The organism is Pedobacter sp. SL55 (assembly GCF_026625705.1).
Lineage (GTDB): Bacteria > Bacteroidota > Bacteroidia > Sphingobacteriales > Sphingobacteriaceae > Pedobacter.
On record NZ_CP113059.1, the window covers coordinates 1005416 to 1030805 of the forward strand.

Genomic DNA, 25390 nt, shown 5'->3' on the forward strand with positions numbered 1-25390 from the left:
CAACTAAAAACCCTTGAGTTGGTACACTTCTAAAACTTTTCTTTATCCAGAAAAGTTTGTAAGAAATGACTGCTTTAGCCAGAAAAATTTGTAAATTGCAATACTTAGCGATTGCTTAGCCAGAAAAATTTGCATTTCTATCCAGAAAAATTTGTGAATTTACCTACTTTTAGCCAGAAAAATTTGTGTAAAAAAGGTTGATAGAGCTTTTTAACCAGAAAAATTTGCAATATGGACAAGAACATCCCTCTTCATCTACAGGAAATTATTTTCGCATCAAGTGAGCCTGAGACCAGTAGAGCTATATCCGCACTGGTAAGGGAAGGTAAGCTAAAATTACTGGTTCCCAAAGTCTACACCTCCAACCTACATGAGGATGAGACTACTATTCTTAAAAGGCATCTGCTAAAGATACTCGGACATCTTTACAAAGGAGCTATACTCAGCCATCGGTCAGCGTTTGAATATCAGCCTACTTCATCGGGTGATATTTTCATTACGCATGGTTATGATAAGAAGGTTAAAATGCATGAGGTTACACTGAATTTTCTTAGGGGACCAGGCCCCTTAGAGGGTGATCTTACCTTTATGGGAGATTTGCATGTTTCTCAAAAAGCTAGGGCCTTTCTGGAATGCCTACAACCATCGAGAAGACCGGGAGCTACCTCGAAAACACTGACTTTACCTGAAATTGAATTGAAACTTGATCAGATTATACGGGTAAATGGCGAAGAAGGTATCAATGCGCTTCGTGATAAGGCGAAAGACATTGCCCCCCAGCTGGGTATGGAAAAAGAATATGAACGATTGGACAAAATGATCGGTGCGCTATTGAGTACCAAGCCATCCAACATCCTAACTTCACCTATTGCGCAGGCCAGGGCATTTGGTTCGCCTTACGATCCTGCACGTATAGACCTTTTCCAACATCTTTTTGTAACGTTACAGCAGAATGAATATCCATTGCGTCCAGATCCCAATAAAACTGTTGAAGCCTACCGCAATTTCGCTTTCTTCGAAGCTTACTTCTCCAATTTCATCGAAGGAACCAAGTTCAAAGTAGAGGAAGCGATCAAGATTATAGAAACCGGAAAGCCTTTACCTACAAGGTTCGAAGACGGGCACGATGTCTTGGGTACGTACCAAATCGTAAGCAACCGACAGGAAATGCAGATTGCACCAGCGACATCTTCAGAGCTGATCGAAATTATGAAATATCGGCACAAGATCCTGATGAGTGCCAGACCGGAGAAAACCCCTGGCGAGTTTAAGGATGTCAATAACAGAGCAGGCGCAACCGATTTTGTCGATTTCAATCTGGTAAAGGGAACATTGGAAAAAGGGTTTGATTACTATAACGCCCTTCAGCATCCATTTACCAAGGCCGCGTTCATGATGTTCATGATCAGCGAGGTCCACCCCTTCCTAGATGGCAACGGTAGAATTGCCCGGGTTATGATGAATGCAGAAATGACCGCCGCAGGACAGAGTAAGATTATTGTTCCAAGCGTTTATCGCGAAGATTACCTGGGCGGACTACGAGCGCTCACCCGCAGGAACGAGCCAGAAAAATACATCAGGATGCTATTAAGGGCATGGAAGTTCAGCGAGACTATTGCTGGCGCCAATATGGATCAGATGCAAGTGATCCTGGATCAGAGCAATGCATTCGAAGAGGGGGAAGACTACATACTAAAGATCGTAGGAGAATAAAAAAAGAGGCTGTCTCGGTTTTTGAGACACCCCCCTTTTGAAAAGCTATATGCTGAGTTTATTTATAGAATAAGAGAAAAGGGATTTGGTAATATTTCTGCTTTTTTTATGCGTTGGGATACGTTGTTGATCCTATCAAACCGAACATTGGCTGAACCAGCTTGATAAACTCGGAACATACTATAGTTACTTCCTTTTTCAAAGATAAATTCCCATTCCTGCGGTGAAATGGATAAAACACACCAAAGTGGCCCCCGTTCGCCATATGAAAATGGCCCCCTCTGCCAGAGCAAAGTGATCCCCTTCCGCCAAACGAAAGTGATCCCCCTTCGCCAGGCCAAGTTGACCCCCTGAAAAGACCAAAAAGCACCAGTACTGATCGGTTTCGTCAGACGGGGTTTTTGTTTATGTTTTTCTACGAACAAAAACCCTCGATTACGATGTCCAACACACCGATCAAAATGAATAAACTACGACAGATTATCCGTCTTTACTGCCAGGGAACCGGCACAAAGACCATCAACGGTATGGTAGGCACTTCACGTACCACCATCAAAAAGTATTTGCGCATATGGCATGAACTGGGTATCACCCACGAAGAATTCAATTCCAGGAGCGATAATGAACTTGCTGTTCTTTTTAATACAAAAACTGCCAAAACGATCAATAGTCCCCGTATGCAGGAATTGGAACTTCTATTGCCAGAGTACTGTAAAAGGCTAAAAAAGAAAGGTGTAACCCGTGAGTCTCTTCATCTGGAATACATCCTTAAACACCCCCAGGGCTACGGACGGTCCCGTTTCAACAATGCTATCCATACCTATCTCCAGCTTTCCAGGCCAGTCATGCACATTGACCATAAAGCCGGCGATAAGATCTATATCGACTTTGCAGGAAGCAAACTGCAACTTCATCCAGCCTCAGGTCCGGAGCGTGATGCGGAGGTATTTGTAGCGATCTTGGGCTGCAGCCAGCTTACGTATGTGGAGGCGGTAGAAAGCCAGCGCAAAGAAGACCTGATCAAGGCCTGTGAGAACGCGTTGCACTATTTTGGGGGTGTGCTGGGGGCCATTGTCCCCGACAATCTGCGTTCTGCGGTAACCAGGGGGAGTAAGTACGAAGCCGTGCTCAATGATGAGTTTGCGGCATTTGCCGAGCATTATGCCGTTACCGTGGTTCCTGCCAGGGTCTATAAGCCCCGTGACAAGTCTTTAGTGGAAGGGGCCGTTAAACTGATCTACAGAAGCATCTACCAACGTCTGGAAGGCCGCAAGTTCAGTGACCTGGAATCACTTAACGCCGCCATAAGGTCCGCACTGGAGATCCACAACAACAAACCTTTTTCAGGGCGGAGCTATTCACGCAGGGAACAGTTCGAAGAGGTTGAACGCGAAGCGTTGGGACCGCTCAACCCGATCCGTTACGAAGTGCACAAACAGGTCATGGTAACGGTGATGAAGAACGGTTATGTGCGTTTAGGCGAAGATATCCACTATTATAGCGTGCCCTACACCTATATCGGCAAGAAAGTAAAAGTGCTTTATACCTCTACCATGGTCCAGATCTATTACCACTACACGCAGGTTGCTGCCCATAAACGCACCCGGGCCAAATATCATTACACCACCGGTAAAGAGCACCTGGCCTCACAGCACCGCTTTTTGACCGAATGGACACCTGAAAAGTTTATGCAGGAAGCCGAGCAGATCCATGAGGATGTGGCCAGATACATCTCTCAGGTCCTGGAACGTAAAGCCTATCCCGAGCAGGCCTACAAATCATGTTCCGGTATACTGAGCTTCACCAGGCGTGTCGGCCCGGAGCGTCTGGCCAATGCCTGCCGCTGGGCCGATAATCTTGGCCAGTACAACTATCCGATCATTGAGGAGATCCTGAGAAAACGGCTGGACCAGCTTACCCCTGAGGATGAGCCGGCCAGCATTCCGGCCCATAACAACATCAGGGGCAAAGAATATTATCAGTAATACATTAACAATCCATAACAAACATGAATAACGAAACATTAGAGAAGATGCGTCAACTTCGCCTTTATGGCATGTACGATGCTTTTAAAACCAATCTGGAGACTTCAGTGAAAGAATCCCTTACCGCAGACCAATTCATTGCATTGCTGGTGGCCAGCGAGTGGGATGATCGGCGGAACCGGTCTGTACAAAGGGCGATCAGTGGGGCAAGTTTTCGCTACAATGCTTCTTTGGAACAGATCGACTACTCATTTGAGCGTGGTCTGGATAAGAATCAGGTCCACAGGCTTGCCGGACTCGAGTTTATAAAAGAGCACAAGGATGTGTTCATTACCGGTTCCACTGGAACCGGCAAAAGTTATCTGGCAACCGCTCTGGGCTACCATGCCTGCCAGAACGGCTACAAAGTGATGTATGTGAATACAGCTAAGCTGATGGGCCAGCTAAAGCTGGCTAAGGCCAAAGGGACCATGCTGGCAGAACTGAAGCGTATAGAGCGCATGGACATGCTCATATTGGATGACTTCGGCCTCCAGCCATTCGATCCCCAGTCCAGGCTTGCCCTGCTTGATATCATCGAGGACAGGCACCAGAAGCGTTCTACGGTCATTACTTCGCAGATCCCGGTAAAGGAATGGTACGACATCACTGGTGAAAAGACCGTGGCTGACGCAGTGCTTGACCGCATTGTACACCACTCAGTAAGGGTCGAATTGTTTGGAGAATCACTAAGGAGAAAAAAAACTAATCCGGAAAATGTATTTTTGTAGAAATAATAGTTGTTAACCCGGACAAAAAATATCCGTCTCAGGAACCGATCTGCACAACAACTTTTTGTTCTTTTCAAACCTCAACTCTGAGGGGACAGTTTGCAGTGGTGGAAGGGGGGACAGTTTCATTGGTATATCCAGCAGACCAGAGATCCTGATCGGAACGAAAAAATACCAGATTGAAGCAAATCCCCAGTTTAAAACCATTAATGTCTATGACCAAAATGGAAAACGGATATCAAAGGCCGAGCTGTTAGGAAAGCGGACAGTCAAGCAGCAGAATCTGGAAAAGCCAACGGAACAAAAGACCTCAAAAAAAACTGGCACAAAAGTAACAAAGTAACATAATCAATATCGGTATGGAAATTCTCAAACCTTTGACCGATTTCTTTTCATCGATCGAAAAGGACGGTCGGATCAGTGTAACGCATATCGCGGTGTACACCGCACTGCTGAAATACTGGCAGCAATCAGGTTTCACAAACCCGCTTCAGGCCTTCAGTTACCAGATCATGGAGATCGCAAAAATATCAGCACCCATGACCTACAGGAAATGCCTGAAAGACCTGAGCGATTTTGGCTATCTCAAATATCAGCCATCGCATAAAAGCAACCAGGCGAGCAAGATCATCCTCCACCTGCCAGACTAGGATAAAAATTGGAAATAATCATAAATATTCAGGAAATGGAAAAAGTGACAGAGAACAAATTGCAGGATTACGATATGAAGGTCTTCATGCTAAATTTGGTGAGTGACCTGAAAAAAGAAATCCTAACGGAGATCAGCAGCATGCTGAAAGACAAACAGGTACCCGATATCAAGAAGTGGATCAAATCGGTAGATGTGAAAAAACTATTGAACATTTCGCATGGCAAGCTTCAGACAATGCGCAACTCGAAATTGATCAGCTATACCCGGATAGGTGGAACCTTGTACTATAATGTTGACGAAATCCAGCGCATGCTCGAATCACCAAACCGCAGAAGATGAGTGAGCTAAAGAAAAAAGGGGTGGGATGCAATGTCCCACCAAGCAGGGAGCATGTCGAGATCTATTTCACCTCATTCGGTGCCACGGAAAATGATGCTACACATTTTTTTAGGGAATACTCCCTAAAAAAATGGAAAAACAGTAGGGGAATACGCATCCTCAACTGGAAGCAACATGCTTGGAGGCGTATCTTTTATGGGCATTGACCAAATAAGAAAGGCTGCCAATCGGCAGCCTTTGCTATGAAGCCCTGTTTGTAAGGAGTGGTACTTTCTCAATAACCTTGTCCATCTGCCCCTGTACCATCTGCATGCTTTTCATCAGCCTTTCCTTGCCTACCTGGCAATATTGGTGCGTTGTCTTGATCGACCGATGGCCGAGCATCAAGGACACGTCCTCCAAGGGGAGGAAGAAGTGGTTGAGCATCATGTGGGCAAAGGTATGCCTGGCCAGATGTGTTGTCAATGGCCGGGCAAAGCCGGCCAGCACCCCTACCGGTTTGAGATAGTCATTATATTTTTGGTTGCTGATCACAGGCAATAGACTGCCGGTCCTCAGTACCACCTCGTGTTCCCTGTAACGTTCGATGATCTCCTCTACGATGGGAAGTACCGGCACAAGCTCAGTCGCATCCGATTTCTGCCGGTTTCGCATCAGACATTTGCCCCTGCCGCCGTGGTCGATGAGGTTTTCCTGCGTCAGGTTCGCCAGTTCGATATATGCAAAGCCGGTAAAACACTGGAAAATGAACAGGTCCTTGATGATGTTCAGCTTTGGACTTTCATACCCGGCAGCGTGCAGCTGCATCACCTCTACGTATTCCAAAGGGACCACCTTCTTGCTCTTGGGATTATACTCGAAGTGCTGCACCCTGTTCTTGTCGAGCCATTCCCTTTCCACTGCATAATCCAGGAATGCCTTCAGGTGGATGACCCTGCGCTCGGTGGTGACCGGACTCAGCGGGTTCTCCTTGCGCAGGGTAAGGAAGTTGACCATTTCCCGGGCGAAGTCCTGCCTGATGTCACTTAGACCTGTATGCTTCCCCGAAATTGGTCCGATTAAAAATAGAAAAAAGACACTATTTTTAATTAACAATTATGAAAACAACACAATTTACAGAGGCACAGATTGTTTCAATATTGAGACAGCATGAAAAAGGCGTTAAGGTAACAGATATTGCCAGAGCAAACGGCATATCAGAGAAGACCTTCTATCGATGGCGAAGCAAATATGGCGGGATGGAAATTAACGATCTCAAACGCCTAAAGGAACTTGAGGCAGAAAACTCCAAGCTGAAACGGATGTATACCGATCTGGCACTTTTGAACGATGCGCTAAAGGATCTGATTGAAAAAAAGCTTTAGCGCCTTGCGATAAAAAAGAAGCTGTTACTTTTCTGCTTGTCGAACATCAGATCAGTAAGCGCAAGGCTTGTGATAGCATTAAAATCTCAAGAAGCAGCTTCAGTTACTTGGCCCGCATAAAGCAGGATGACAAGTACATTGAACTATTAAATGGTTTGACAGAAAAGCACGTAAGCATAGGTTTTTGGCAATGCTACCATCGGATAAGAAAGTCAGGGGAAATGATCAACCATAAAAAACTCTACAGGATTTACACCGCACTAAAACTGAACATAAGAAGAAGGGCTAAAAAAAGATTGCCAGCAAGGGTAAAACAGGCTTTGTTCCAGCCCGGCAAAATCAACGAGGTCTGGAGCATAGATTTTATGAGTGACAGCTTATGGGATGGCAGAAAAATAAGGTTATTGAACGTGATTGATGATTTTAACAGGGAAGTTTTAACGATAGAAACAGACACATCGCTGCCAACATTACGGGTAATAAGGAGTTTGGAAGAAATCGCCCAGCAAAGGGGTTATCCCAAAATGATAAGGGTTGACAACGGGCCAGAATTTATTAGTGCAAAACTGGATATTTGGAGCAAGGAAAATAAGATCCAACTTGTGTTCATTCAGCCTGGTGAGCCCACGCAAAATGCTTATATCGAAAGGTTAAACGGAACTTTCAGAAGGGATATATTAAATGCCTACGTATTTAAATCAATTCAGGAAGTAAGAACAATAAGTGAAGAATGGATGAATGACTATAACTATAGTAGGCCACATAGAGCACTCAAAAATAAAACACCAATAGAATACAAATTATGCCAATAAATTCTATTTTTGATTGGTACGAAATTTAGGGAAGCACACAGACCGATGTCGGAAATCCCAGTATGGTAACGCACAAAGTCCATCAGGTGGTTACGGGAGGTTTTCCATGTGGTGAACGTAGAGTTCTCCAACAGCTTGGCCTCCACCTGTAACTGAAGCTCCGCTATTTTGGCATCCATTACTTCAACTAGCGTATGCTTCGCCTCCTTCTGCTTTTTTTCTTCCAACTGGTTCCAGTCAGCACCTTTGCCGTTAAAGACATTCTTTACCATCTGCGGGCCGACATGCCCACGCTCCCAGCAGAGATTTTCAAAGACCCTGTCCAGGTCCTTCTGGACCTCCATGATCCTGAAATTGATCTCATCGGCAGCCCTGTTCCCCTCGGTACTCCTTTTGTTTTCGGTGTCCCAGAATTCGGGAGCGATTTTCTTTCCGATGGAAAGATCTACATCCTCCCCATCGATGTTAATCTTTACGTACAGTGGCGCCATTCCCTTTTTGTCCGACTTTGCCCTGAAGAGCCAAAACATCACGGACATTTTCTGATTGCTTTTCATACTACACTTTTTAAGTTCAACAATTTGCCAAAAGTGGCCTGAAGTCCCTAAAACCGATCTTTTCGGAAAAACCATTTACCTAATTTACGGATCAAGCAAATAATCTGGGGGGATTCATTTAGATTTTTATTTTTGTTGTTCACTCTTGATTTATTTTTTTGGAACAGCAGGAACTACTCAAACTACTTCTACCGACAGAACTTATCGAACATTTTGACCTTATCCGCATCGAACCGATGGAAGATGGTTATCATTTATTTCTTGACCAGCATAATATTCCACCTGCGGAATTTGCCAGCCACAAGTTGGAATCCAAAGGATTTTTAGATCAGGCAATTATCCGTGATTTTCCCTTGCGTGGCAAAGCCTGTTTCCTTCATCTTCGCCGTCGCAAATGGCATGACCATGATACCGGCAGATCCGTTTACAGTTCATGGAATACGGTGGCAGAGGGCACGCGTTTAACCGCAGAGTTCGCTGCTTTTTTAAAAGAATTTGATCGATAACCATCCTATCAGCTGCAAACTATTGGGTCAGCTGTATGGGCTTGATGGCAGGCGGTTGCAGGAACAATATATTCGTTACCTAAGTGATTTCATGGACTGGGACCAACGTTCTCATGCAGGCCACTGGGTTCTATTCGAACAAAATATTGGAGAATACCTAAGCCTGGATGAAGTATGCCTGTCCCGGGGAGAACTCTATACGGTACTCACCAATAAGGATGCAAAGGGGAAAAAGGGTGCTTTACTGGCTATGGTAAAAGGAACCATCAGCGATCAGGTGATTGCTATACTTGAACGCATTCCCTATCGTCTTCGTAAAGAAGTAAAGGAGGTTACTTTGGATCTGGCTCCAACGATGGAGCGTATTGCCAGGCGTGCCTTCCCCAAGGCAAGACTGGTATCTGACCGCTTTCACGTGCAGCAGCTTGCAGCAGATGCTGTTCAACAAATCCGCATTCAATACCGATGGGAAGCTATCGATCAGGAAAACAGTGAAATGGAGCTGGCAAAACAGCTAAACCATCCCCATGTGCCTGATATATTAGAAAACGGAGATAGTTTAAAGCAATTACTGGCCCGTAGCAGGCACCTGTTATTTAAAGATGAAACAAACTGGACAGCTTCCCAACAGCACAGGTCAGAGCTGCTGTTTGCCAGGTATCCCTTATTAGAGAAAGCCTATCGGCTGAGCAGGAAACTGTCTCATATCTTTTCAAACACAAAGGAGAAGGGCATCGGTTTTACCAGGCTCGCCAAATGGTATGATGAGGTTGAAAAATCAGCCATAAAAGCATTTTCAACCGTGGCAAGAACCATACAGAACCACTACCACACCATCCTGAACTACTTTGACAACAGGCATACAAATGCTTCTGCAGAATCGTTCAATGCTAAAATCAAAGCACTAAGAACTCAATTCAGAGGAGTCAGAAATGTTGAATTCTTTATGTACAGATTAGCCAAAATATATGCGTAATCTTTCTAGCCCCCCCCAGATTATTTGCTTGATCCTAATTTACCACCACAAAGTGGTAAACGAAATGGTAAACATTTTTTCTAAACTGACTTGGATTGTTTTGTACAGTTTATTTGAAAAAATTTGATAAAAAATGCGTGGAAACAAAAAAAGCGCACTGTATAGTGCGCTTTTAAAGGCTTTTAACTCGACCTTGCGGTCCGGACGGGACTCGAACCCGCGACCTCCGCCGTGACAGGGCGGCATTCTAACCAGCTGAACTACCGAACCGTTCGCAACGTTAAACAACCGTTTTCCGTTTTGGTGTTGCAAATATAGAGCGAATATTTTATTTATTCAACAATAATTTAAAAATAATTTAACACCGCACAAAAACACCTCATTTACAATTCTTTATTTTTCAAAACCATATAAATCAAAAAGCCCCGCAATCAATCCGGGGCCTTATATAATTTCAAACCAAGCAATTTTAATTAATTGCTCCTTCTTTCATTTTTTCTGCATTTTCTGCAAATTGTAACTTATCAATCAACTCTTGAATATCGCCATCCATAATTGAAGGCAAGTTATACAACGTTAAACCAATACGATGATCGGTAACACGCCCTTGCGGATAATTGTAGGTTCTAATCTTCGCAGATCTATCGCCTGTTGATACCATCGTTTTACGTTTAGCTGCAATATCTCCGTTTTTCTTCTGCAACTCAATATCATAAAGCTTACTTCTCAACATCTCCATCGCAATAATACGGTTACCCAATTGCGAACGCTCTTGCTGGCAAACCACCACAATTCCCGAAGGTTTGTGCGTTAACTGCACTTTGGTCTCTACCTTATTTACGTTCTGTCCACCAGCACCACCAGAACGCGAGGTTTGCAACTCAATATCTGCGGGGTTCAAGTAAAAGTCAATTTCTTCAGCCTCTGGCAACACCGCTACCGAAGCTGCCGAAGTGTGTACCCTACCTTGGGTTTCGGTATCTGGCACACGCTGTACACGATGCACACCACTTTCGTATTTCAAAGTACCGTAAACATCCCTCACCAGAAACTTTTAAGATTACCTCTTTATAACCTCCAGCAGTACCTTCGGTTACGTCAACAGTTTCTACTTTCCAGCCTCTAGTTTCGAAATAACGGGTGTACATACGATACAGATCGCCAGCAAAAAGAGCTGCTTCATCGCCACCAGTACCACCACGAATTTCAAATACCGCATTTTTAGCATCTTCAGGATCTTTCGGAATTAACATCAAGCGAATACGTTCCTCCATTTCCTCTTGCTGCACCAACAACAAATCCTGCTCTTCTTTGGCCATTTCTCTCATCTCCGGATCTTTCTCGTTGTTCAAAATATCTTTGTTTGCCTCAATATTGCTCATTACGTTCTTGTACACTTTGTACTCCTCCACAATCTTGGTCAAGTCTTTATATTCCTTGTTCAGCGCAGCAAAACGCTTCATATCCTGTATCACATCCGGATTACTCAACTGCTCCTCTACATCTTCCCAACGCAACTTAATGGCTTCTAATTTATCTAACATAGTTATTATAAGAAAATCAATATTATTCTTTCAATTAAAGCAAGTCCCGCTTTACGTTTTATTTTTTTGTCAACTTCTGTCATCCTAAGCCTGTCGAAGGATTTTATAGGATACAACGCTTCGATAAACTCAGCGTGACACTAAACGACGTCACTACAAACAAAAAAGATACCACTTCAATCGGGTTTATTACACCAAAATCCGTGCAAAAAACCAACACGCTTTAATTATCGGACAGCAAAAATACGGCTTTTTCGGTTAACACTGCAATTAATTTATTGCCCACCGCAACCTGCCTAATTGCAAGAGAAACAGGTAGTGTTTGCTTGGTACTTTCAAAAGTGGCTGGATGATACTTGATCATCTCCATACCTTTAACGTAAGCAATCACATTACTTGTGATATTAAAATCCGACAGACTATCTATAGGCAGCTCCCGCACATAGCCACCAAACCTATCAAACTGCAAAACACCTTCGTTCTTTCGCTGAAGAAAAACATATTGGTCAGAAGCAACCATTTTTTTAACATCAACCACTTCATCAAAAAGTTGAAAAAGGTTAGCCGAACGTACTTCTTCTGTAAAATTACTACTCAATTTAATAAGTGCATTGGCGGTTCTATCAAAAATCCACAAACTATTATTGTTACCCGATGCTACGGCCGACACCAACAAATTACTGTTTTTTGCGAAAGAGTAACTCGTAATCTCATTTAAGTTATTGTTTAGCACCACCACCTGTTGAAAATCGGCATAAAAAAGCACTACCCGCATCGGATCAGAAACATCCACGCTGTGCAGCCTACCAAAACGATTGTTGCTGTAACGCCACTTCAACTTACCTTTTGCATCGTATTTCAGCAGCTCTTCCCTTTCCGAAAGTAGGTAAACATTATCCAGGTTATCTGCGTAAACAGCTTTAGCAATCGTATCTATTTGAGCTACTTGTTTCAACTGCGCATTAGCTTCACTATTATTAAATAGCACAACAATTAAACAATTAAACAGTAAAACAGCTAACCTTTTCATGATCGATTATTCAATTCCCCTTTAGGGGCTAGGGGTAAAATATTCCAGTCTCAACTCCTCTCCATCAAACACACCGTAAGAACTATAGTTTAACCATTCGCCGATATTGATGTAAATACTTTGCGCATTTAATTTCATCTCTATTGGCAAATGCCTATGTCCAAACACAAAATAATCAAAATGTTGCTTTTGCAGCTGCTCTTTAGCATAAATCGCTAACCACTCTTTATCTTCTCCCAAGAAAACTTCTTCGGCCTTACTTGCTGCCCTACTGTGAGACGACCAAGCACTGGCAATACCCATACCAATTCTAGGCGGCACAACGCCAAACAACCATTGACAAACAGGATTTCTAAAAATCTTACGTAAGAACTTATATTTTCTATCACCTGGCCCTAATCCATCGCCATGGTGTAAGTAAAATTTCTTCCCACCACGCTCAATAACCAGTTCGTCGCTTACCATCTGCATGCCCATCTCTTTAATAAAGTAATCTTTTACCCACATATCGTGGTTACCTTTAAAGAAATAGATTTTGATGCCTTTATCAGACATTTCGGCTAATTTACCTTGCAAGCGCACAAATCCTTTCGGCACTACATATTTATATTCGAACCAAAAATCGAATACATCGCCCATTAAAAACAGTTCGCTGCAATTTGGAGTGATGAAATTCAGCCATCTTACAATACGGTCTTCACGTCGTCTGCTTTCGGTATGGTTTGGCGAACCTAAATGAAAATCTGAAGCGAAATATATGTTCTTAGTCATTTTTCCAAAGATAAAGAATAAAGAGTTAGGCACAAAGAATGAGGTTAGGCTCTTATTACCCTTTAAAAAGTTCTGATAACTTTTAAGAACCAAGCTGTCTATTTAGTGCATAAAACAGGTTTTTTATCACATTGTAAAAAATAAAAAATAGCTTCAAACCCCTTGTCAAAACTGTATATCTATAGATTTAGTAGAATTTTAACCTTTCTATCTAGAACTTATCTAAATAGCTACCGTTTTTTAAAACTTATTTTCGTACTTTTGCACAAATTTTAATTATTATGATCTCTACTGATATAGCTATTATTGGCGCTGGTCCAGTTGGTTTATTTGCAATTTTTGAAGCGGGTTTGTTAAAAATGCGTTGTCATTTAATTGATTATTTGCCACAGGTAGGCGGTCAGCTATCAGAAATCTATCCTAAAAAACCTATTTACGACATCCCTGGTTTCCCTTCGGTATTAGCGCAAGAGCTTATCGACAATTTAATGGATCAGGCCAAGCCTTTCCACCCTGGTTTTACTTTGGGCGAGAGAATTGAAGGTTTAGAAAAAAGAGGCGAAGCAGATTTTGTGTTAACAACCAACATGGGAACCGTAATTGAAGCTAAAGTTGTAGTTATTGCAGGTGGTTTAGGTTGTTTCGAACCTCGTAAACCTGTGGTTGCTGGATTAGAGAAATTTGAAAACGGCCGTGGTGTAAACTACATGATCTTAGATCCTGAGAAATATCGCGATCAAAAAATGGTAATTGCTGGTGGTGGAGATTCTGCCTTAGACTGGACAATTTTCTTAGCTGATGTTTGTAGCGAACTGACTTTGGTACACCGCAGCGAAGCCTTTAGAGGCGCTCCAGACTCGGTTGCCAAAGTGATGGAGTTAGCTGAAAAAGGAAAAATCAACCTAATTTTAAATAGTAATCTTAACGCTGTACATGGCGAAGGCAAATTAGAAACTGTTGATATTATCCATAACAAAACAATGGAAACGGTATCAGTAGCAGCAGATCATTTGATTCCATTGTTTGGTTTAAGCCCTAAATTAGGCCCAATTGAGCAATGGGGATTAAACATTAGCAAAAGTGCTATCGAAGTAAATGTAGATGATTATTCTACCAATGTACCTGGCGTTTATGCCATTGGCGATATCAATACTTACACCAATAAGTTAAAACTGATTTTATGTGGTTTCCACGAAGCTGCTTTAATGAGCCACAGCGCTTACCAGTACATGAATCCTGGTGTAAAATACACCATGAAATACACTACCGTTAATGGCGTAAGCGAATTCTAAAATAGAAAACAACAATGAGTGACATTAATATAACTGTTGAAGACAGAGAAGGAAATGTAGCCGAACTAGTAGCGCCAACCGATATGGGGCTAAGTTTAATGGAATTTCTGAAAGCTAGTGAGTACGATGTATTGGCTACTTGCGGCGGAATGGCTTTATGCGCTACCTGCAGCGTAGACGTACTTGAAGGCGAAGAGAAGTTGAACCAGATGAGCGATGATGAATACGCTATGCTAGATACTTTACCTGATTTGCTCCCTAATACCAGATTGGCTTGTCAGTTACAATTAAGCCCTGCAATGGAAGGCTTAAAAGTTAGGCTACACGCTATGGATTAGTAACAATTTCTTGTAAAAACATAAAAAAAGTCCCGACTGTGTCAGGACTTTTTTTTATATCTATGTTTAGTTGTATTGCTTTTGTTATAGCTTAATTCCGATACCTAAACTGCATAACCAAGGATCTATTTTCGTATCCGCAACTACAGTGGCTCCACCTGCCACATTTGGAATCGTAGTTAAGGTTGCATCGGTCCTTAACCAAAGTTTCTTTACATCGAAGTTTAAGAACAACTTTTTACTGATATCGAAATCTACACCTAGTTGTGCTGCCGGTGCAAAAGCATTTTTGTAAGAAGTTTTTGCAATGGCGGGTGCATTTTTAACACCGTAGAAAATGGTATAGTTAACTCCTGCCCCAACATAAGGTTGTACCTGAGCACTTACTGGCATGTGATAAGCAAAAGTTAAGGTTGGGGGCAATAACCAAACTTTTCCTAAATCTACATTGCCTAGTGCAGTATTAATGGCACTTACTTCATGCTTGGTTGTACCTAATATTAAATTGGCAGAAAAGTTTTTAGCAAGGAAATAGGTAAAATCTAATTCTGGAATAACAGTATTAGAAATATCGACATTTCCGTTAATGGTACTGATTGTGGCACTTTCTTGTGGAACAACTGCGGTTGCTCGTAAACGCATTCTAAAATCGCCTTTTTGTTGTGCAAAACTGTTAATAGATAATCCTGCAAATAGGAGGAAGGTTAATATTTTTCTCATGTTGTTATGTTATTTATTGAGACAATATTAACAGGAAACGAGCTTTAAATTAATGAGGGATTACAGGTACTGTAGTGATTTTGATTACTCGGGCTTGCGTTCTTTGCGAATACCTAAGAACCTTTGCGGTGATTTTTAACGCGAAGAATGCAAAGCCTCGAAAAGAACACGAAGGTTTTTAATGTATTAGAAAACTAGCTTTTACAAACCGCTATCCCGTTTGTTAGAGGTTTGGGTTAATTAAACCCGATTGAAGTGAAAATGCCTTTTTGTTGCGTCATTTCGACAGCCTGCTCCGAGCACATTCGGAGAGGAACGAGGAGAATTGAAAATAAACGAAGTTAAATCTGTTAGGTAGTAGCTGTTAGCTTTGAGATTTCTCACGTACGTTCGAAATGACGGCAAGACAGGCCACAAAAAGATTGTAACGAAAAGCGGGACTTTCGTAACCCAAGAATTACCGAAACCTGCTTTTCTAAAAACAAAAAATCCCGCTCTTTACAGAATGGGATTTTGATATTGTAATAATTCAAGCTTATTATTTAGTAACGTACATTACTTCTTTTACCGCTTTTACCACTTTCTCTGCATTAGGTAAGCTTGCAGCAATTAGAGTTGGCGCATAAGGCAAAGGCACATCTTGACAAGTAACACGCAAAATAGGCGCATCTAAGTGGTCGAATGCATTTTTCTGTACGTTGAAAGTAATTTCAGAAGAAATTGAAGCTAATGGCCAAGCTTCTTCTACAATTACCAAACGGTTTGTTTTTTTCACAGAGTTGATGATGGTTGCATAGTCGATTGGACGTACGGTACGTAAATCAATAACTTCTGCATTGATACCATCTTTTGCCAATTCCTCAACAGCTGGATTTACCACACGGGTTAACATTTTACCAAAAGTTACAATAGTTACATCTGTACCTTCTTTAACTACGTTGGCTTTACCTATTTCTAAGTAATATTCTTCTGCAGGAACATCGCCTTTATCGCCATACATCACCTCAGATTCCATGAAAATTACTGGATCTGGATCTAAGATGGCTTGTTTTAATAAACCTTTAGCATCGTAAGGTGTTGCTGGAATTACCACTTTTAAACCTGGACAGTTTGCGTACCAGTTTTCGAAGTTTTGCGAGTGCTGTGCACCTAACTGACCTGCGTTACCGGTTGGCCCACGGAAAACTATTGGCACTGAGAACTGACCACCGCTCATTGACAACATTTTTGCTGCCGAGTTAATGATTTGGTCGATGGCTACCAATGAAAAGTTGAAAGTCATGAACTCAACAATTGGCTTAAGACCGTTCATTGCAGCTCCAATTCCGATACCTGCAAAACCAAGCTCGGCAATTGGTGTATCGATGATACGTTTGTCGCCAAACTCATCTAACATACCTTGACTAACTTTATAGGCACCATTATATTGCGCAACTTCCTCGCCCATCATGAAAACGTTCTCGTCTTTGCGCATTTCTTCGCTCAATGCTTCGCGTAATGCTTCTCTGAATTGGATTTCTCTCATTGTTTTGTTGAAAATTAACGAAGGCAAATATAATTATTAGTTTATTGCTTTGCAAAGCTTATAAAAATGCATAATTGTAATATTATAATTGTCTTATAAGCAGTAGAAAATGTTTTAAAACGGCTACTTTACCAAATGAAAATCTGAATTAGATTTATTTCCCTACAGAAATATCTTCTCCAAAATGGATAATGTTGCCACTATTATCTAAAATAGAAAATTGACGCATACCCCAGGGCATGTTTTTTAATGACCCATTGGGATGAACAACGCCTTGCTCTTTGTAGGCCGCGAACAGTTCGTCTACCTCTGTTACCTTAATGTAACAACCCGTAGCTTTTGGGACTTCTGGGTCGCTAGTTGGCCATAAATGGATTTCAATTTCATCCTTACTGAAGATGAGATAGCCATCCCAATTGTTATGGAAGGTAAAACCTAATTTTTCGGTGTAGAATTTAATAGTTTCTTTGGCGTTTAGCGAAGCGAGGATAGGTACTGCGGTTTGTAGCATTATAAATTTTCTAAATCATCTAAATCTTTAGCTCTTCCTGCGGATTTTTTCGCCGTTATCAAATCGTTTTTATGAATAGTTCTGATAGATAACTCATCATCTTCAAAAATTACTGCATTATTAAAGGTTTCTGTAAAATGAAGTCCTTTAACTGCAATCATTAAATCAATTGCCGAAGGTGGGTTTCCATAAGTAAAAACATCCCAATTTTTGTGATAAAGAAAGTTTTCTTCTGTCATATCGAATACAGACATACCGAATTGTTTAAAGGCCATTTTAATTTTTCGATAATTTTCTTCTGTACGCTCTACCCAGATATCCATGTCGCCAGTTGTTCGAGAGTAGCCATCTAAGATAACTGAAAAACCTCCTACCAGTATTTAACGAACATTATTATGGTTTAACGCATGTAAGAAATCTCTAAAATCTTCATTGAAAATGTTAGCCATCGTTATTCCTTGAAGTAGCCGAAAACTTTGTTCTATCTAAGCGGGGGATATTATTTTCTGGGTAATTAAAGGCAATACTGTTCAAATAATTAGCGATTTTTAAGCGCTCTTGCCATGTGAGATTCTTGTAAAACTCAGCATGAGATTTTGTCGCTTGTTCTGCAGTTTGTGCCCTAAATGCTGTTCTATCTAAACGGTACATATACAAATATAACCTTTTTAGTTAAACACGATATTTTTGATAATACTCTGAGTCTATTTCTTCTTCCTGAAAAACCATTTCCTTTTGTATTAATCTATCAAATTGATAATTATTTCTGATCAGGATTTTCCGAGAATTATCGTTTCTCGGGTCTATTTTAGCTTCGATACTTAATAGATTGATTTGTTCAAAACCAAATCTCTCCACTTCCAAAATCCCCTCGGGCACATAACCCTTTCCCCAATAATTTGGATGGAGCATGTAACCTATTTCAGCTCTGCTTTGCTCTGGATAGAAATTAACATAACCCATAATACCATAAATTTCTGTCGGGTTTTCTAAATTTGAAATTGCCCAGTTGATCGATTTCCCTTCGTTAATACCATCGGTTAACATTTTAATAACCGCTAGCGACTCTTCCTCAGTTTTGGCTCTGGGCCTGGGTATGAAGCGCATGGCTTCTTCGTTGCCTCTAATTTTCATGATGGCATCAACATCGGTTGGGAGCACCTGTCTTAGCAGCAAGCGCTTTGTTTTCAGTTCTGGAAATGGGTTGAAGTTGAGGTTTAGCATGAGTTAAAGATATGAAAATGTCGTCATTGCGAGGTACGAAGCAATCTATGGACTGCAGTTCGCTTTAAGATTGCTTCGTACCTCGCAATGACGATGAGGTAAAGTAATTACACCCCAAACAAAGTTTTATATTTAGAATACACATAATTATCTGGCACTTGACTAGCCCTAAATGGAATATCCAAATTAAACAGCTCAGCTACCTTAGCTTGCAGTTCTTCTAAAAACAGAGGTTTCACTTCTTCCAAATAAGCATCGGTTAAAACTAATTTTCTCGAATTAAAATGCACTTTATTATCCGCCATGGTTTTTACGATAAAAAGATTAGGTTCTACACCAGTTCTTCCAGATTGTTTTTCGTAGGCATAAGTATAAATCAAAGTCTGTATTAAAGCTTTGTTAATACTTTTACCATCGGTATCGAAAAGTTTTTCTATAGCAGAGAAAGTCAGTTTATCTCCGCCAGTTTTATAATCAACAATGCGTGTTACACCATTTTTCTCGTCTACCCTATCAATAAACCCAAAAAGTTTTACTTGTTCTTTTTTACCATTTAGTTCAAACTCTAGCGATGTGCTAATTTTTTCTTCCAGACTAATAATTGTGAAAGGCGCATCAGCTTCATCTCTATTTAAAATAATTTCTACATAAGCTTCTACAATGGCTAAAATCACTTTTTGCATTCCTGAATATTCAAGCGTACTTTCTTCGTTGTTAGTCATTACAAAATTGAAAGCCTTTGCCACCAAAGTTTTGATGCTACTTCTTTTGAGCTTGATCACTTCTGGAGTAACCATTTTTTTAATTTCTGGCTGATAAAAATACTCCATCACTTTGTGTAAAATGGAACCGATTTGATTGGCTTCTATCACAGCAGTCACCTCCTCTGGTTCTTTAATTTCCGCTATGTAACGAAAGAAAAAATCTATCGGATTTGAAATATACATGGTTAATGCAGATGGCGACAACACTTTTTCTCCAGTTAGATATCGTTGCAGTGCTTTTTGAATATTTTCGTCTTTCTTATCTATCTCTATTACATGTTGAGGCTCTGTACTAACAGGTAAATTTAGCGCCTTGTAGTTAAATTTAAAGTTACTCTCATACTCCAACTGTTTCAAAATTCTACTCACTTCTCCCGTATTACTTTCATCTGTCAAGCTATTATAGACAAAACTGATATTCTTTGCTCTTTGCAATAGACGATAAACCATATAAGCAGAAATGGCATCCAAATTTTCTAAGACTGGCAATCCATAAGCCCTACGAATACCATCTGGGATAAAGCTATTTCCGATAGACGTTTTCGGGATAATTCCTTCGTTAAAACCTAAAAAAACAATATTATCGAAGTTAAGGTTACGACTTTCTAACAAACCCATCAGCTGCACTCCTTTTAACGGATCGCCACTTAATGGAACCGAAACACCTTGCAGAGATTTTTGGATTAGCTGCACCACAAAGTGAAATTCTTCGTCTTTCACAAAATCTTTCAGCGTATCATTTAATCGTGTGAGCTCTTCTATCGTTTTTACAAACAAATCGGCATCAATCTTTTTTAATGATTTTTGCGAAGACAAACGCGTTAACAAAAACCGCATCACGCTCAACAGTTCATTCACTAATTCTGCTGGCTCATCCACTTTGTGATAGAATTTCTCGAAAATACCGCCTTGTTTTTGCAGTCGACGCACATCAACACTTACCACATTATCTTTTAATAATGCTTCTTGAATATTGGCTTTTAATTTAGTGCTTAAGCCAGTAAGTGGATGCGTTACAAAAGCTTCGAGTGTTTGGTAAGCTACGCTATTGGCTTCTCTAAGCTCCAGTTGCGTTGTTAACCATAAATCGGCCAAGCCAAAAACCGTAGAACTCGCCAAGGCAAAACCCATGGTAACGTTTACATCTAGTTGTTCATCCAACGTTTGTAAAGCTGGCATCAGCAAACTTTCATCGGCTAAAATAATTGCTGTTGTACCTATTTCTTCATCAACATTTTCATCAATTTCAACAACCTGATTTAAGATTTTGGCCTGCGCACTTTGTCCTTGTACTTTGTAAACATTTACCAAATGTGGTTCTGAAGCAAAAGTGTTATTGTGTTCTTCAAAAATGTTCTTCAACCCAAGCTGACGAAGGTTTTTACGCAAGAACAAACCTGCTTCCTGCAATTCATCTTCTACATAATAAACGTCTGTATCGAAATAAAACAAGGCTTTACCCGCCTCTTGCAATTGTGTAAAAACTTTTGCTTCGGCACGGGTAAGTGCATTAAATCCAACGAAGATGATTTTGCCCTTTTCAAAAGATTTGATAAAATCCAAAGAAGCCAAATCTGTATTTGCCAAATGGCGATAAACCTGCCCGTTGGTAATATAATTTTGTGCTTTTAGCTCTTCTTTAAAACGATGGTAAAGCTTTGGCATTCTGCGCCACATTTTAATGAAAAGCTCTTGCTGTTTTTTGTGTTTTCCTTCGCTGTACGATTGCCAAAATTGCGCTAAGAACTGGTATTGCTCTTTCGAAAGGTAATCGAATTCTAAATTAATTTCCGCTACTTCTTCCATTTCTTGGTACAGCTTATCTGCATCTACCAAATCATTATCTATTTGCGCAAAATCGCTTAGCATAATTTTAGCCAGTGGATAAAACTGACTGCTTTTCATCGGCGTTAATCCTTCTTCTGCCAAAAGCTGATTATACACTTTTAACAGCGTGAAAAACTGCAAATAGAAATCGGCGGTTTTTTCTTTAACGCTGCCTGCAAAAAACTGTTGTATGGTATATATCGCTGGACTAAAAAATGGTTTTTTGATAATATCTGCTAAATGTTTACGCAAATAAGTAGCGGGTCTATTGTTGTTAAAAACAATGGCACAATATTGTAAATCATCGCCAAACTTGGCAACTAAATCTTCGGCAACTTCTTTTAAAAATGGGGTCATTTAATTTACGATTTTAGATTGACGAGTTACGATTGTTGAGAAGCAAACATCGTATAACTTAAAACTTATACCTCTTTCAACTCCTGTGTTACTGCGTAAAACAAATAGCTTTTTACCTTCTCGAAACCCATCTGCGTTAGTAAATCTTTGTAATTTAAAATTTGCTCGAGATGCTGGCTGGTTTGTTCTAACGTGAACTTATAATCGATAATGGTTACACCATCTGCATGCACCACAATTCTATCTGGTCGGTGCAATTTTCCATCAGCATCGATGATGTTTTTTTCGATGATATTCTCTGTAGACTGCGCTAAAATTACTTTGAGTTCTGGATGATCCAGCACCTCCATCACGCCTTCTTTCAACGTATCAAATTCGCCTTTTCCAATCACACCGTTCATCAACATTTCATTTAAGCAATCTTCTACTTCTTGTGCTGTAGTTGCATTGGCTAAAACCTCGTGTTTTATAGAACCAATCCTACCAGATTGTTCAATATTTAGCACATGTTGCAAATGCTTTTCTTGAGATGGTACATACAAAGCTGATAGCCGATTGGTAGTTGGATAGGCTTCCAATTCAAAGTTATTGCTTTCATCAGCCTTCGCTACTTCTATTACATCCGCTATAATCTCATATCGATTGGTTGTACTAAAATTTTCTTCTTCCGATGCCGGAATTTGAGTGATGACTTGCGCCAAAGCATCGCCAATCGAGGTAATGTTTGAAGCATCTTTCTTCTCCATCACCGATAGGTACAAATAATCCTTTGATCGAGTAGTGGCAACATAAAGCATGTTTAAAGCATCCAAATTACTGTCTAAAACTTCCTTATAATAAGCCTTGGCAACTGTAGAATTACTCAAATCATCTTCAAATTTTAATGGAATTCCGCCCAGTTCTTTATAAGCTGTTTCTGTTGCCGAAACCCAAAAAATAGAATTGGCTTTGGTTTTTAAATCCCAATTACAAAATGGCACAAAAACCGCTCTAAAAGCCAATCCTTTAGATTTATGGATGGTAATAATTTGCACGGCATCAGCCTCATCTGGAGAAGGCAATGATTTTTTGACACCATCTTCATCCCACCAAGTAAGGAAATTAACAATGCCTTTTTCGCCCATCCTAGTTGCATTGGCAACCAAATCTCTAAAAGCAAGCAGGTAAGGGATATGTTGTTTTAAACCTCCAATACCATAAGCATCAATTAGGTTTTCTACCAATTCAATTAAAGGTAATTGCATCCAATTTTGCCAATTTTCGCAGAGCGATTTAGGCAATAACGCAGACAAACTACTCAAAGGTTTTCCGGTTAAGCCTAAATAAGCCGTGGGCGATACTTCGTTAGCGTGCAAACGATGATAAAGCGAAATACAATTGGCTTTGTATAATGTCGTTTGCTTGTCTATGCCCACTAAAGCCTTTAGGGTATTAATGATTAAATCTACCGCTTTACTATTGGCAACCATTAATGCTTCGCCAGATAAAACCGGTATATTTTGCTCCATTAAACGGGTTACGCAAAGCATTGCTTCAAAGTTAGAGCGCACCAAAATAGCGATATCTTTAGCTTGGTATGCTTTTTCAGTTTGTATCGTTTTAATTTCGTCAATCACATCTCGCAAAGCGATTTCACGATATACGGTTTCTGTAAACCTTTCTACATCTTCGCCGGCATCGGCTTTGCCAAAACGTTTAACTTTTACTGTACCACCCGGCTTGGTAAATGGAGATAGCTTTTGTTTTGCTTTGCCATAAACTGAAATCACAATATCGCTATAGCCATTTTCATCCCACCATTGCAGTAATTCATCAGATTTTTCGGTAATGTTAGTATTCAACTGATTTTGCACCACCACAGGCAAAGATTGGTACAAATAGTTGTTAAATTCTATGATGTTTTCGGTGCTTCGGTAATTTTCCTCTAAGTTATCATCAAGCACATTATGTTCGCCTATTTCGTGTTTAGCTTGTTGGTGTAGGATATTCCAATCGCCATTACGCCAACGGTAAATTGATTGTTTGGTATCGCCAACAATTAAGTTATCGATGTGTTTTTGGCTAGGCGAGGCAATCGCATTAGATAAAATAGACCTGAAACTTTTCCATTGATTTACGGAAGTGTCTTGAAACTCATCGAACAGGAAATTTCGGTACTTATTGCCAACTTTTTCCCAAATAAAAGATGGGTTATCGCCAGCATCATCAGTAATTCCGGTAATTAATTTTTGTGCATCGCTAATAAGCAGGTTGTCGTTTTCGTTTCTGTAATCGCTTAACAAAACAGCTACTTCTTGCATTAAACGCAAATAATATAAGTTCTTATTAAAGGCGATAGACAAGCTATAAGTCGCTAAATTTTGTTCATGATACGTTTTAATATTGATCAATTGCGTATTTAATTCGCTATAAAAAGCGGGCAAATCAATTCCTTTTTGAAACCACTCTTCAGGTTCGTCAATGAGTTTAAAAACAGCCTCTAACTTAGAGAAATCTCCGTCAGCAATGTTGCGAATTTTTAACAAACCATTTCTTGATTTCCCTTTCAGTTGTTCTACTAGGATGCCGTGATTTTCGAAAACCTGCCAAGCCGACGATCCTAATTCTTTTAACCTATTTTGAAACTGGTTGATTTCTGTTTTGGTAACGCTGATATAGTTTTTGAAAAGTTCGTCTAAGCTGGATAAACCTAATGCATTAATTGATGTTTCAAAAACTTCGTAACTGTCTTTAAAAACTTCGCCAATTAAATTAATCAGTTCTGCCTTGTAATTCCAACTTTTGTTTTCGCCGATGCGCTCTAATGCCAAATCGATAATCCATTGCAACAATTGCTGGTTGTGATTTAAACTTTCATCCAGTTTTTGCACCAGCTCGTCTTTTACCTTATCATAGTTCATTTCTAAGGTGTAATCTGCATTTAAACCCAACTCAAAGGCAAAACCACGAATTACTTTCTGTACAAAACCATCAATGGTACTTACCGCAAAGCGACTGTAATCATGCAAAATTTTACGATAAACTTTATCTGCCTTGAGCTTTAATTCCGCTGCACTAAGTCCAGGGTAAGCCTCCAAAACAATCTTGCGATAATCCTCAATTTTCTTTGAAGCATCGCCCATGGCAAAGCCTTTAAGCACTTCGAGGATACGGGTTTTCATCTCCTCGGTTGCCTTATTGGTAAAGGTTACCGCTAAAATTTCGCGATATTTGTTCTCGCCGCTAAAAAGCAGGGTAAGGTAATGCGCTGTTAAACTGAATGTTTTACCAGATCCAGCCGATGCTTGTAATATTTTGAGTGGTTTTACTGCCATGAATTTGATGATGCCTTAATGGTAAATTTGTCTTCGCCCCAATTTAAGGGATTGTTTTGAATATACCTTGATATATTATGGTAGGCCCTTTCTTTGCGGATGATGTGTTCGTAATCATCACGTTGCCATAAATGCTGGATTTCGGTATTTTGCCATACCCATTTGGTAACGCTTATTTTAAATCCTCTAACTATCGAACCTACGGTTTTTGACGTTCCTGGTTGGGGCGGAAAATATTTCGCCCGGTCATTCTGGTCGGTTTGGTTTTCGGGCGAAAGATTTTTCGCCCCTACGGTTTCATCGGATGGCTGGTGTTTCGTCCAAACGATTTCGACACTGCCGTGGATGTGGTTTGGCATAATTACAAATTCATGCAAAACAACGCTGGGAAAATGTTCGGGTATTTGCGACCAACAACCCTCGGCTATTTTACCTTTTTCGATCAACACCATTTCGTCGTTTCCCACCTTTCCAAATCTGCAAATCCTATCTTGGCAAC

Annotated in this window: 23 protein-coding genes, 1 tRNA gene and 1 pseudogene; 10 read left to right on the forward strand and 15 right to left on the reverse strand. The window is 40.5% G+C overall.

Translation table 11 applies throughout. The features are described from left to right. Positions 1 to 231 precede the first annotated feature (231 nt). From OVA16_RS04515 to OVA16_RS04535, 5 genes are all read left to right on the forward strand, one after another. Entirely contained in the window at positions 232 to 1713 is a 1482-nt protein-coding gene (locus tag OVA16_RS04515) for a Fic family protein (RefSeq protein WP_267763771.1), read from the forward strand. Between the two features lie 407 nt (positions 1714 to 2120). Then, entirely contained in the window at positions 2121 to 3698 is a 1578-nt protein-coding gene (istA, locus tag OVA16_RS04520) for an IS21 family transposase (RefSeq protein WP_267763773.1), read from the forward strand. Positions 3699 to 3721: 23 nt separating this feature from the next. Continuing rightward, entirely contained in the window at positions 3722 to 4468 is a 747-nt protein-coding gene (gene istB / locus OVA16_RS04525) for an IS21-like element helper ATPase IstB (protein WP_267763774.1), read from the forward strand. 359 nt (positions 4469 to 4827) lie between these two features. After that, positions 4828 to 5118, forward strand: coding sequence for a hypothetical protein (locus tag OVA16_RS04530; RefSeq protein WP_267763776.1), 291 nt, complete (start codon positions 4828 to 4830; stop codon positions 5116 to 5118). 35 nt (positions 5119 to 5153) lie between these two features. After that, positions 5154 to 5459: a helix-turn-helix domain-containing protein gene (locus tag OVA16_RS04535; RefSeq protein WP_267763779.1), complete on the forward strand. Its 306-nt coding sequence runs from the start codon at positions 5154 to 5156 to the stop codon at positions 5457 to 5459. A gap of 240 nt (positions 5460 to 5699) precedes the next feature. On the opposite strand, the gene OVA16_RS04540 is transcribed toward OVA16_RS04535, so the two are convergent. Then, positions 5700 to 6554 (reverse strand): site-specific integrase, encoded by an 855-nt coding sequence (locus tag OVA16_RS04540; RefSeq protein ID WP_267763782.1) that lies wholly within the window; start codon positions 6552 to 6554, stop codon positions 5700 to 5702. A gap of 2 nt (positions 6555 to 6556) precedes the next feature. Between OVA16_RS04540 and OVA16_RS04545 the strand changes: the two genes are divergently transcribed. After that, positions 6557 to 7635 (forward strand): IS3 family transposase gene (locus OVA16_RS04545; RefSeq protein WP_267759787.1). Its coding sequence is split into 2 segments (ribosomal slippage): positions 6557 to 6818 and positions 6818 to 7635, totalling 1080 coding nucleotides; the frame shifts between segments, so codons are not numbered across the junction. Here the strand turns inward: OVA16_RS04545 and OVA16_RS04550 are convergent. Beyond that, positions 7572 to 8192, reverse strand: a complete 621-nt coding sequence (locus OVA16_RS04550) for an Arm DNA-binding domain-containing protein (RefSeq protein WP_267763785.1) — start codon at positions 8190 to 8192, stop codon at positions 7572 to 7574. The two genes, OVA16_RS04545 and OVA16_RS04550, sit on opposite strands and share 64 nt — an antisense overlap. A 158-nt stretch (positions 8193 to 8350) precedes the next feature. On the opposite strand from OVA16_RS04550, the gene OVA16_RS04555 reads away from it, so the two are divergent. Both OVA16_RS04555 and OVA16_RS04560 read left to right on the forward strand, forming a co-directional pair. Then, on the forward strand, positions 8351 to 8698 hold the full coding sequence (locus tag OVA16_RS04555; RefSeq protein ID WP_267763786.1) for a transposase: 348 nt from the start codon (positions 8351 to 8353) through the stop codon (positions 8696 to 8698). Positions 8699 to 8720: 22 nt separating this feature from the next. Then, a complete protein-coding gene (locus OVA16_RS04560; RefSeq protein ID WP_267758925.1) occupies positions 8721 to 9674 on the forward strand; it encodes a transposase in 954 nt (317 codons plus the stop codon). 196 nt (positions 9675 to 9870) lie between these two features. Here OVA16_RS04560 and OVA16_RS04565 read toward each other — a convergent pair. The 4 genes and pseudogenes from OVA16_RS04565 to OVA16_RS04585 all read right to left on the reverse strand — a co-directional run bounded on the left by OVA16_RS04565 (position 9871) and on the right by OVA16_RS04585 (position 13019). Further along, positions 9871 to 9944 (reverse strand) — tRNA-Asp (locus tag OVA16_RS04565). Positions 9945 to 10143: 199 nt separating this feature from the next. After that, positions 10144 to 11218: pseudogene (gene prfA / locus OVA16_RS20215) on the reverse strand (peptide chain release factor 1). A 223-nt stretch (positions 11219 to 11441) separates the two neighbouring features. Then, complete coding sequence (locus OVA16_RS04580) at positions 11442 to 12248, reverse strand: hypothetical protein (RefSeq protein WP_267763789.1); 807 nt, start codon at positions 12246 to 12248, stop codon at positions 11442 to 11444. A 21-nt stretch (positions 12249 to 12269) separates the two neighbouring features. Beyond that, entirely contained in the window at positions 12270 to 13019 is a 750-nt protein-coding gene (locus OVA16_RS04585) for a UDP-2,3-diacylglucosamine diphosphatase (protein ID WP_267763790.1), read from the reverse strand. 281 nt (positions 13020 to 13300) lie between these two features. Between OVA16_RS04585 and OVA16_RS04590 the strand changes: the two genes are divergently transcribed. Together OVA16_RS04590 and OVA16_RS04595 are read left to right on the forward strand one after the other, a co-directional pair. Continuing rightward, entirely contained in the window at positions 13301 to 14311 is a 1011-nt protein-coding gene (locus tag OVA16_RS04590) for an NAD(P)/FAD-dependent oxidoreductase (RefSeq protein ID WP_267763791.1), read from the forward strand. 14 nt (positions 14312 to 14325) lie between these two features. Beyond that, positions 14326 to 14649, forward strand: coding sequence for a 2Fe-2S iron-sulfur cluster-binding protein (locus OVA16_RS04595; RefSeq protein WP_267763793.1), 324 nt, complete (start codon positions 14326 to 14328; stop codon positions 14647 to 14649). An 84-nt stretch (positions 14650 to 14733) separates the two neighbouring features. On the opposite strand, the gene OVA16_RS04600 is transcribed toward OVA16_RS04595, so the two are convergent. From OVA16_RS04600 to OVA16_RS04640, 9 genes are all read right to left on the reverse strand, one after another. Then, positions 14734 to 15369, reverse strand: coding sequence for an OmpW/AlkL family protein (locus tag OVA16_RS04600; RefSeq protein ID WP_267763795.1), 636 nt, complete (start codon positions 15367 to 15369; stop codon positions 14734 to 14736). Between the two features lie 538 nt (positions 15370 to 15907). Continuing rightward, positions 15908 to 16894 (reverse strand): pyruvate dehydrogenase complex E1 component subunit beta, encoded by a 987-nt coding sequence (locus OVA16_RS04605; RefSeq protein ID WP_267763796.1) that lies wholly within the window; start codon positions 16892 to 16894, stop codon positions 15908 to 15910. 154 nt (positions 16895 to 17048) lie between these two features. Further along, positions 17049 to 17405, reverse strand: coding sequence for a bleomycin resistance protein (locus tag OVA16_RS04610; protein WP_267763797.1), 357 nt, complete (start codon positions 17403 to 17405; stop codon positions 17049 to 17051). After that, positions 17405 to 17785, reverse strand: a complete 381-nt coding sequence (locus tag OVA16_RS04615; RefSeq protein ID WP_324288594.1) for a hypothetical protein — start codon at positions 17783 to 17785, stop codon at positions 17405 to 17407. Before OVA16_RS04615 ends, OVA16_RS04610 begins: the two co-directional genes overlap by 1 nt. 61 nt (positions 17786 to 17846) lie before the next feature. Next, complete coding sequence (locus tag OVA16_RS04620) at positions 17847 to 18056, reverse strand: hypothetical protein (protein WP_267763799.1); 210 nt, start codon at positions 18054 to 18056, stop codon at positions 17847 to 17849. 21 nt (positions 18057 to 18077) lie between these two features. Beyond that, positions 18078 to 18629, reverse strand: coding sequence for a GNAT family N-acetyltransferase (locus OVA16_RS04625; protein WP_267763800.1), 552 nt, complete (start codon positions 18627 to 18629; stop codon positions 18078 to 18080). Positions 18630 to 18736: 107 nt separating this feature from the next. Beyond that, positions 18737 to 21577 (reverse strand): PD-(D/E)XK nuclease family protein, encoded by a 2841-nt coding sequence (locus OVA16_RS04630; RefSeq protein ID WP_267763801.1) that lies wholly within the window; start codon positions 21575 to 21577, stop codon positions 18737 to 18739. A 65-nt stretch (positions 21578 to 21642) separates the two neighbouring features. Next, complete coding sequence (locus OVA16_RS04635; protein ID WP_267763803.1) at positions 21643 to 24891, reverse strand: UvrD-helicase domain-containing protein; 3249 nt, start codon at positions 24889 to 24891, stop codon at positions 21643 to 21645. Beyond that, positions 24882 to 25358, reverse strand: coding sequence for a transposase (locus tag OVA16_RS04640; protein ID WP_267763804.1), 477 nt, complete (start codon positions 25356 to 25358; stop codon positions 24882 to 24884). Before OVA16_RS04640 ends, OVA16_RS04635 begins: the two co-directional genes overlap by 10 nt. Positions 25359 to 25390 lie beyond the last annotated feature (32 nt).

Bases quoted from the DNA above. Each gene is read 5' to 3' on its own strand.
- OVA16_RS04515 (WP_267763771.1), top strand. From the start codon at position 232: ATGGACAAGAACATCCCTCTTCATCTACAGGAAATTATTTTCGCATCA.
- istA (WP_267763773.1), top strand. From the start codon at position 2,121: ATGTTTTTCTACGAACAAAAACCCTCGATTACGATGTCCAACACACCG.
- istB (WP_267763774.1), top strand. From the start codon at position 3,722: ATGAATAACGAAACATTAGAGAAGATGCGTCAACTTCGCCTTTATGGC.
- OVA16_RS04530 (WP_267763776.1), top strand. From the start codon at position 4,828: ATGGAAATTCTCAAACCTTTGACCGATTTCTTTTCATCGATCGAAAAG.
- OVA16_RS04535 (WP_267763779.1), top strand. From the start codon at position 5,154: ATGGAAAAAGTGACAGAGAACAAATTGCAGGATTACGATATGAAGGTC.
- OVA16_RS04550 (WP_267763785.1), bottom strand. From the start codon at position 8,192: ATGAAAAGCAATCAGAAAATGTCCGTGATGTTTTGGCTCTTCAGGGCA.
- OVA16_RS04580 (WP_267763789.1), bottom strand. From the start codon at position 12,248: ATGAAAAGGTTAGCTGTTTTACTGTTTAATTGTTTAATTGTTGTGCTA.
- OVA16_RS04585 (WP_267763790.1), bottom strand. From the start codon at position 13,019: ATGACTAAGAACATATATTTCGCTTCAGATTTTCATTTAGGTTCGCCA.
- OVA16_RS04590 (WP_267763791.1), top strand. From the start codon at position 13,301: ATGATCTCTACTGATATAGCTATTATTGGCGCTGGTCCAGTTGGTTTA.
- OVA16_RS04595 (WP_267763793.1), top strand. From the start codon at position 14,326: ATGAGTGACATTAATATAACTGTTGAAGACAGAGAAGGAAATGTAGCC.
- OVA16_RS04600 (WP_267763795.1), bottom strand. From the start codon at position 15,369: ATGAGAAAAATATTAACCTTCCTCCTATTTGCAGGATTATCTATTAAC.
- OVA16_RS04605 (WP_267763796.1), bottom strand. From the start codon at position 16,894: ATGAGAGAAATCCAATTCAGAGAAGCATTACGCGAAGCATTGAGCGAA.
- OVA16_RS04610 (WP_267763797.1), bottom strand. From the start codon at position 17,405: ATGCTACAAACCGCAGTACCTATCCTCGCTTCGCTAAACGCCAAAGAA.
- OVA16_RS04620 (WP_267763799.1), bottom strand. From the start codon at position 18,056: ATGTACCGTTTAGATAGAACAGCATTTAGGGCACAAACTGCAGAACAA.
- OVA16_RS04625 (WP_267763800.1), bottom strand. From the start codon at position 18,629: ATGCTAAACCTCAACTTCAACCCATTTCCAGAACTGAAAACAAAGCGC.
- OVA16_RS04630 (WP_267763801.1), bottom strand. From the start codon at position 21,577: ATGACCCCATTTTTAAAAGAAGTTGCCGAAGATTTAGTTGCCAAGTTT.
- OVA16_RS04635 (WP_267763803.1), bottom strand. From the start codon at position 24,891: ATGGCAGTAAAACCACTCAAAATATTACAAGCATCGGCTGGATCTGGT.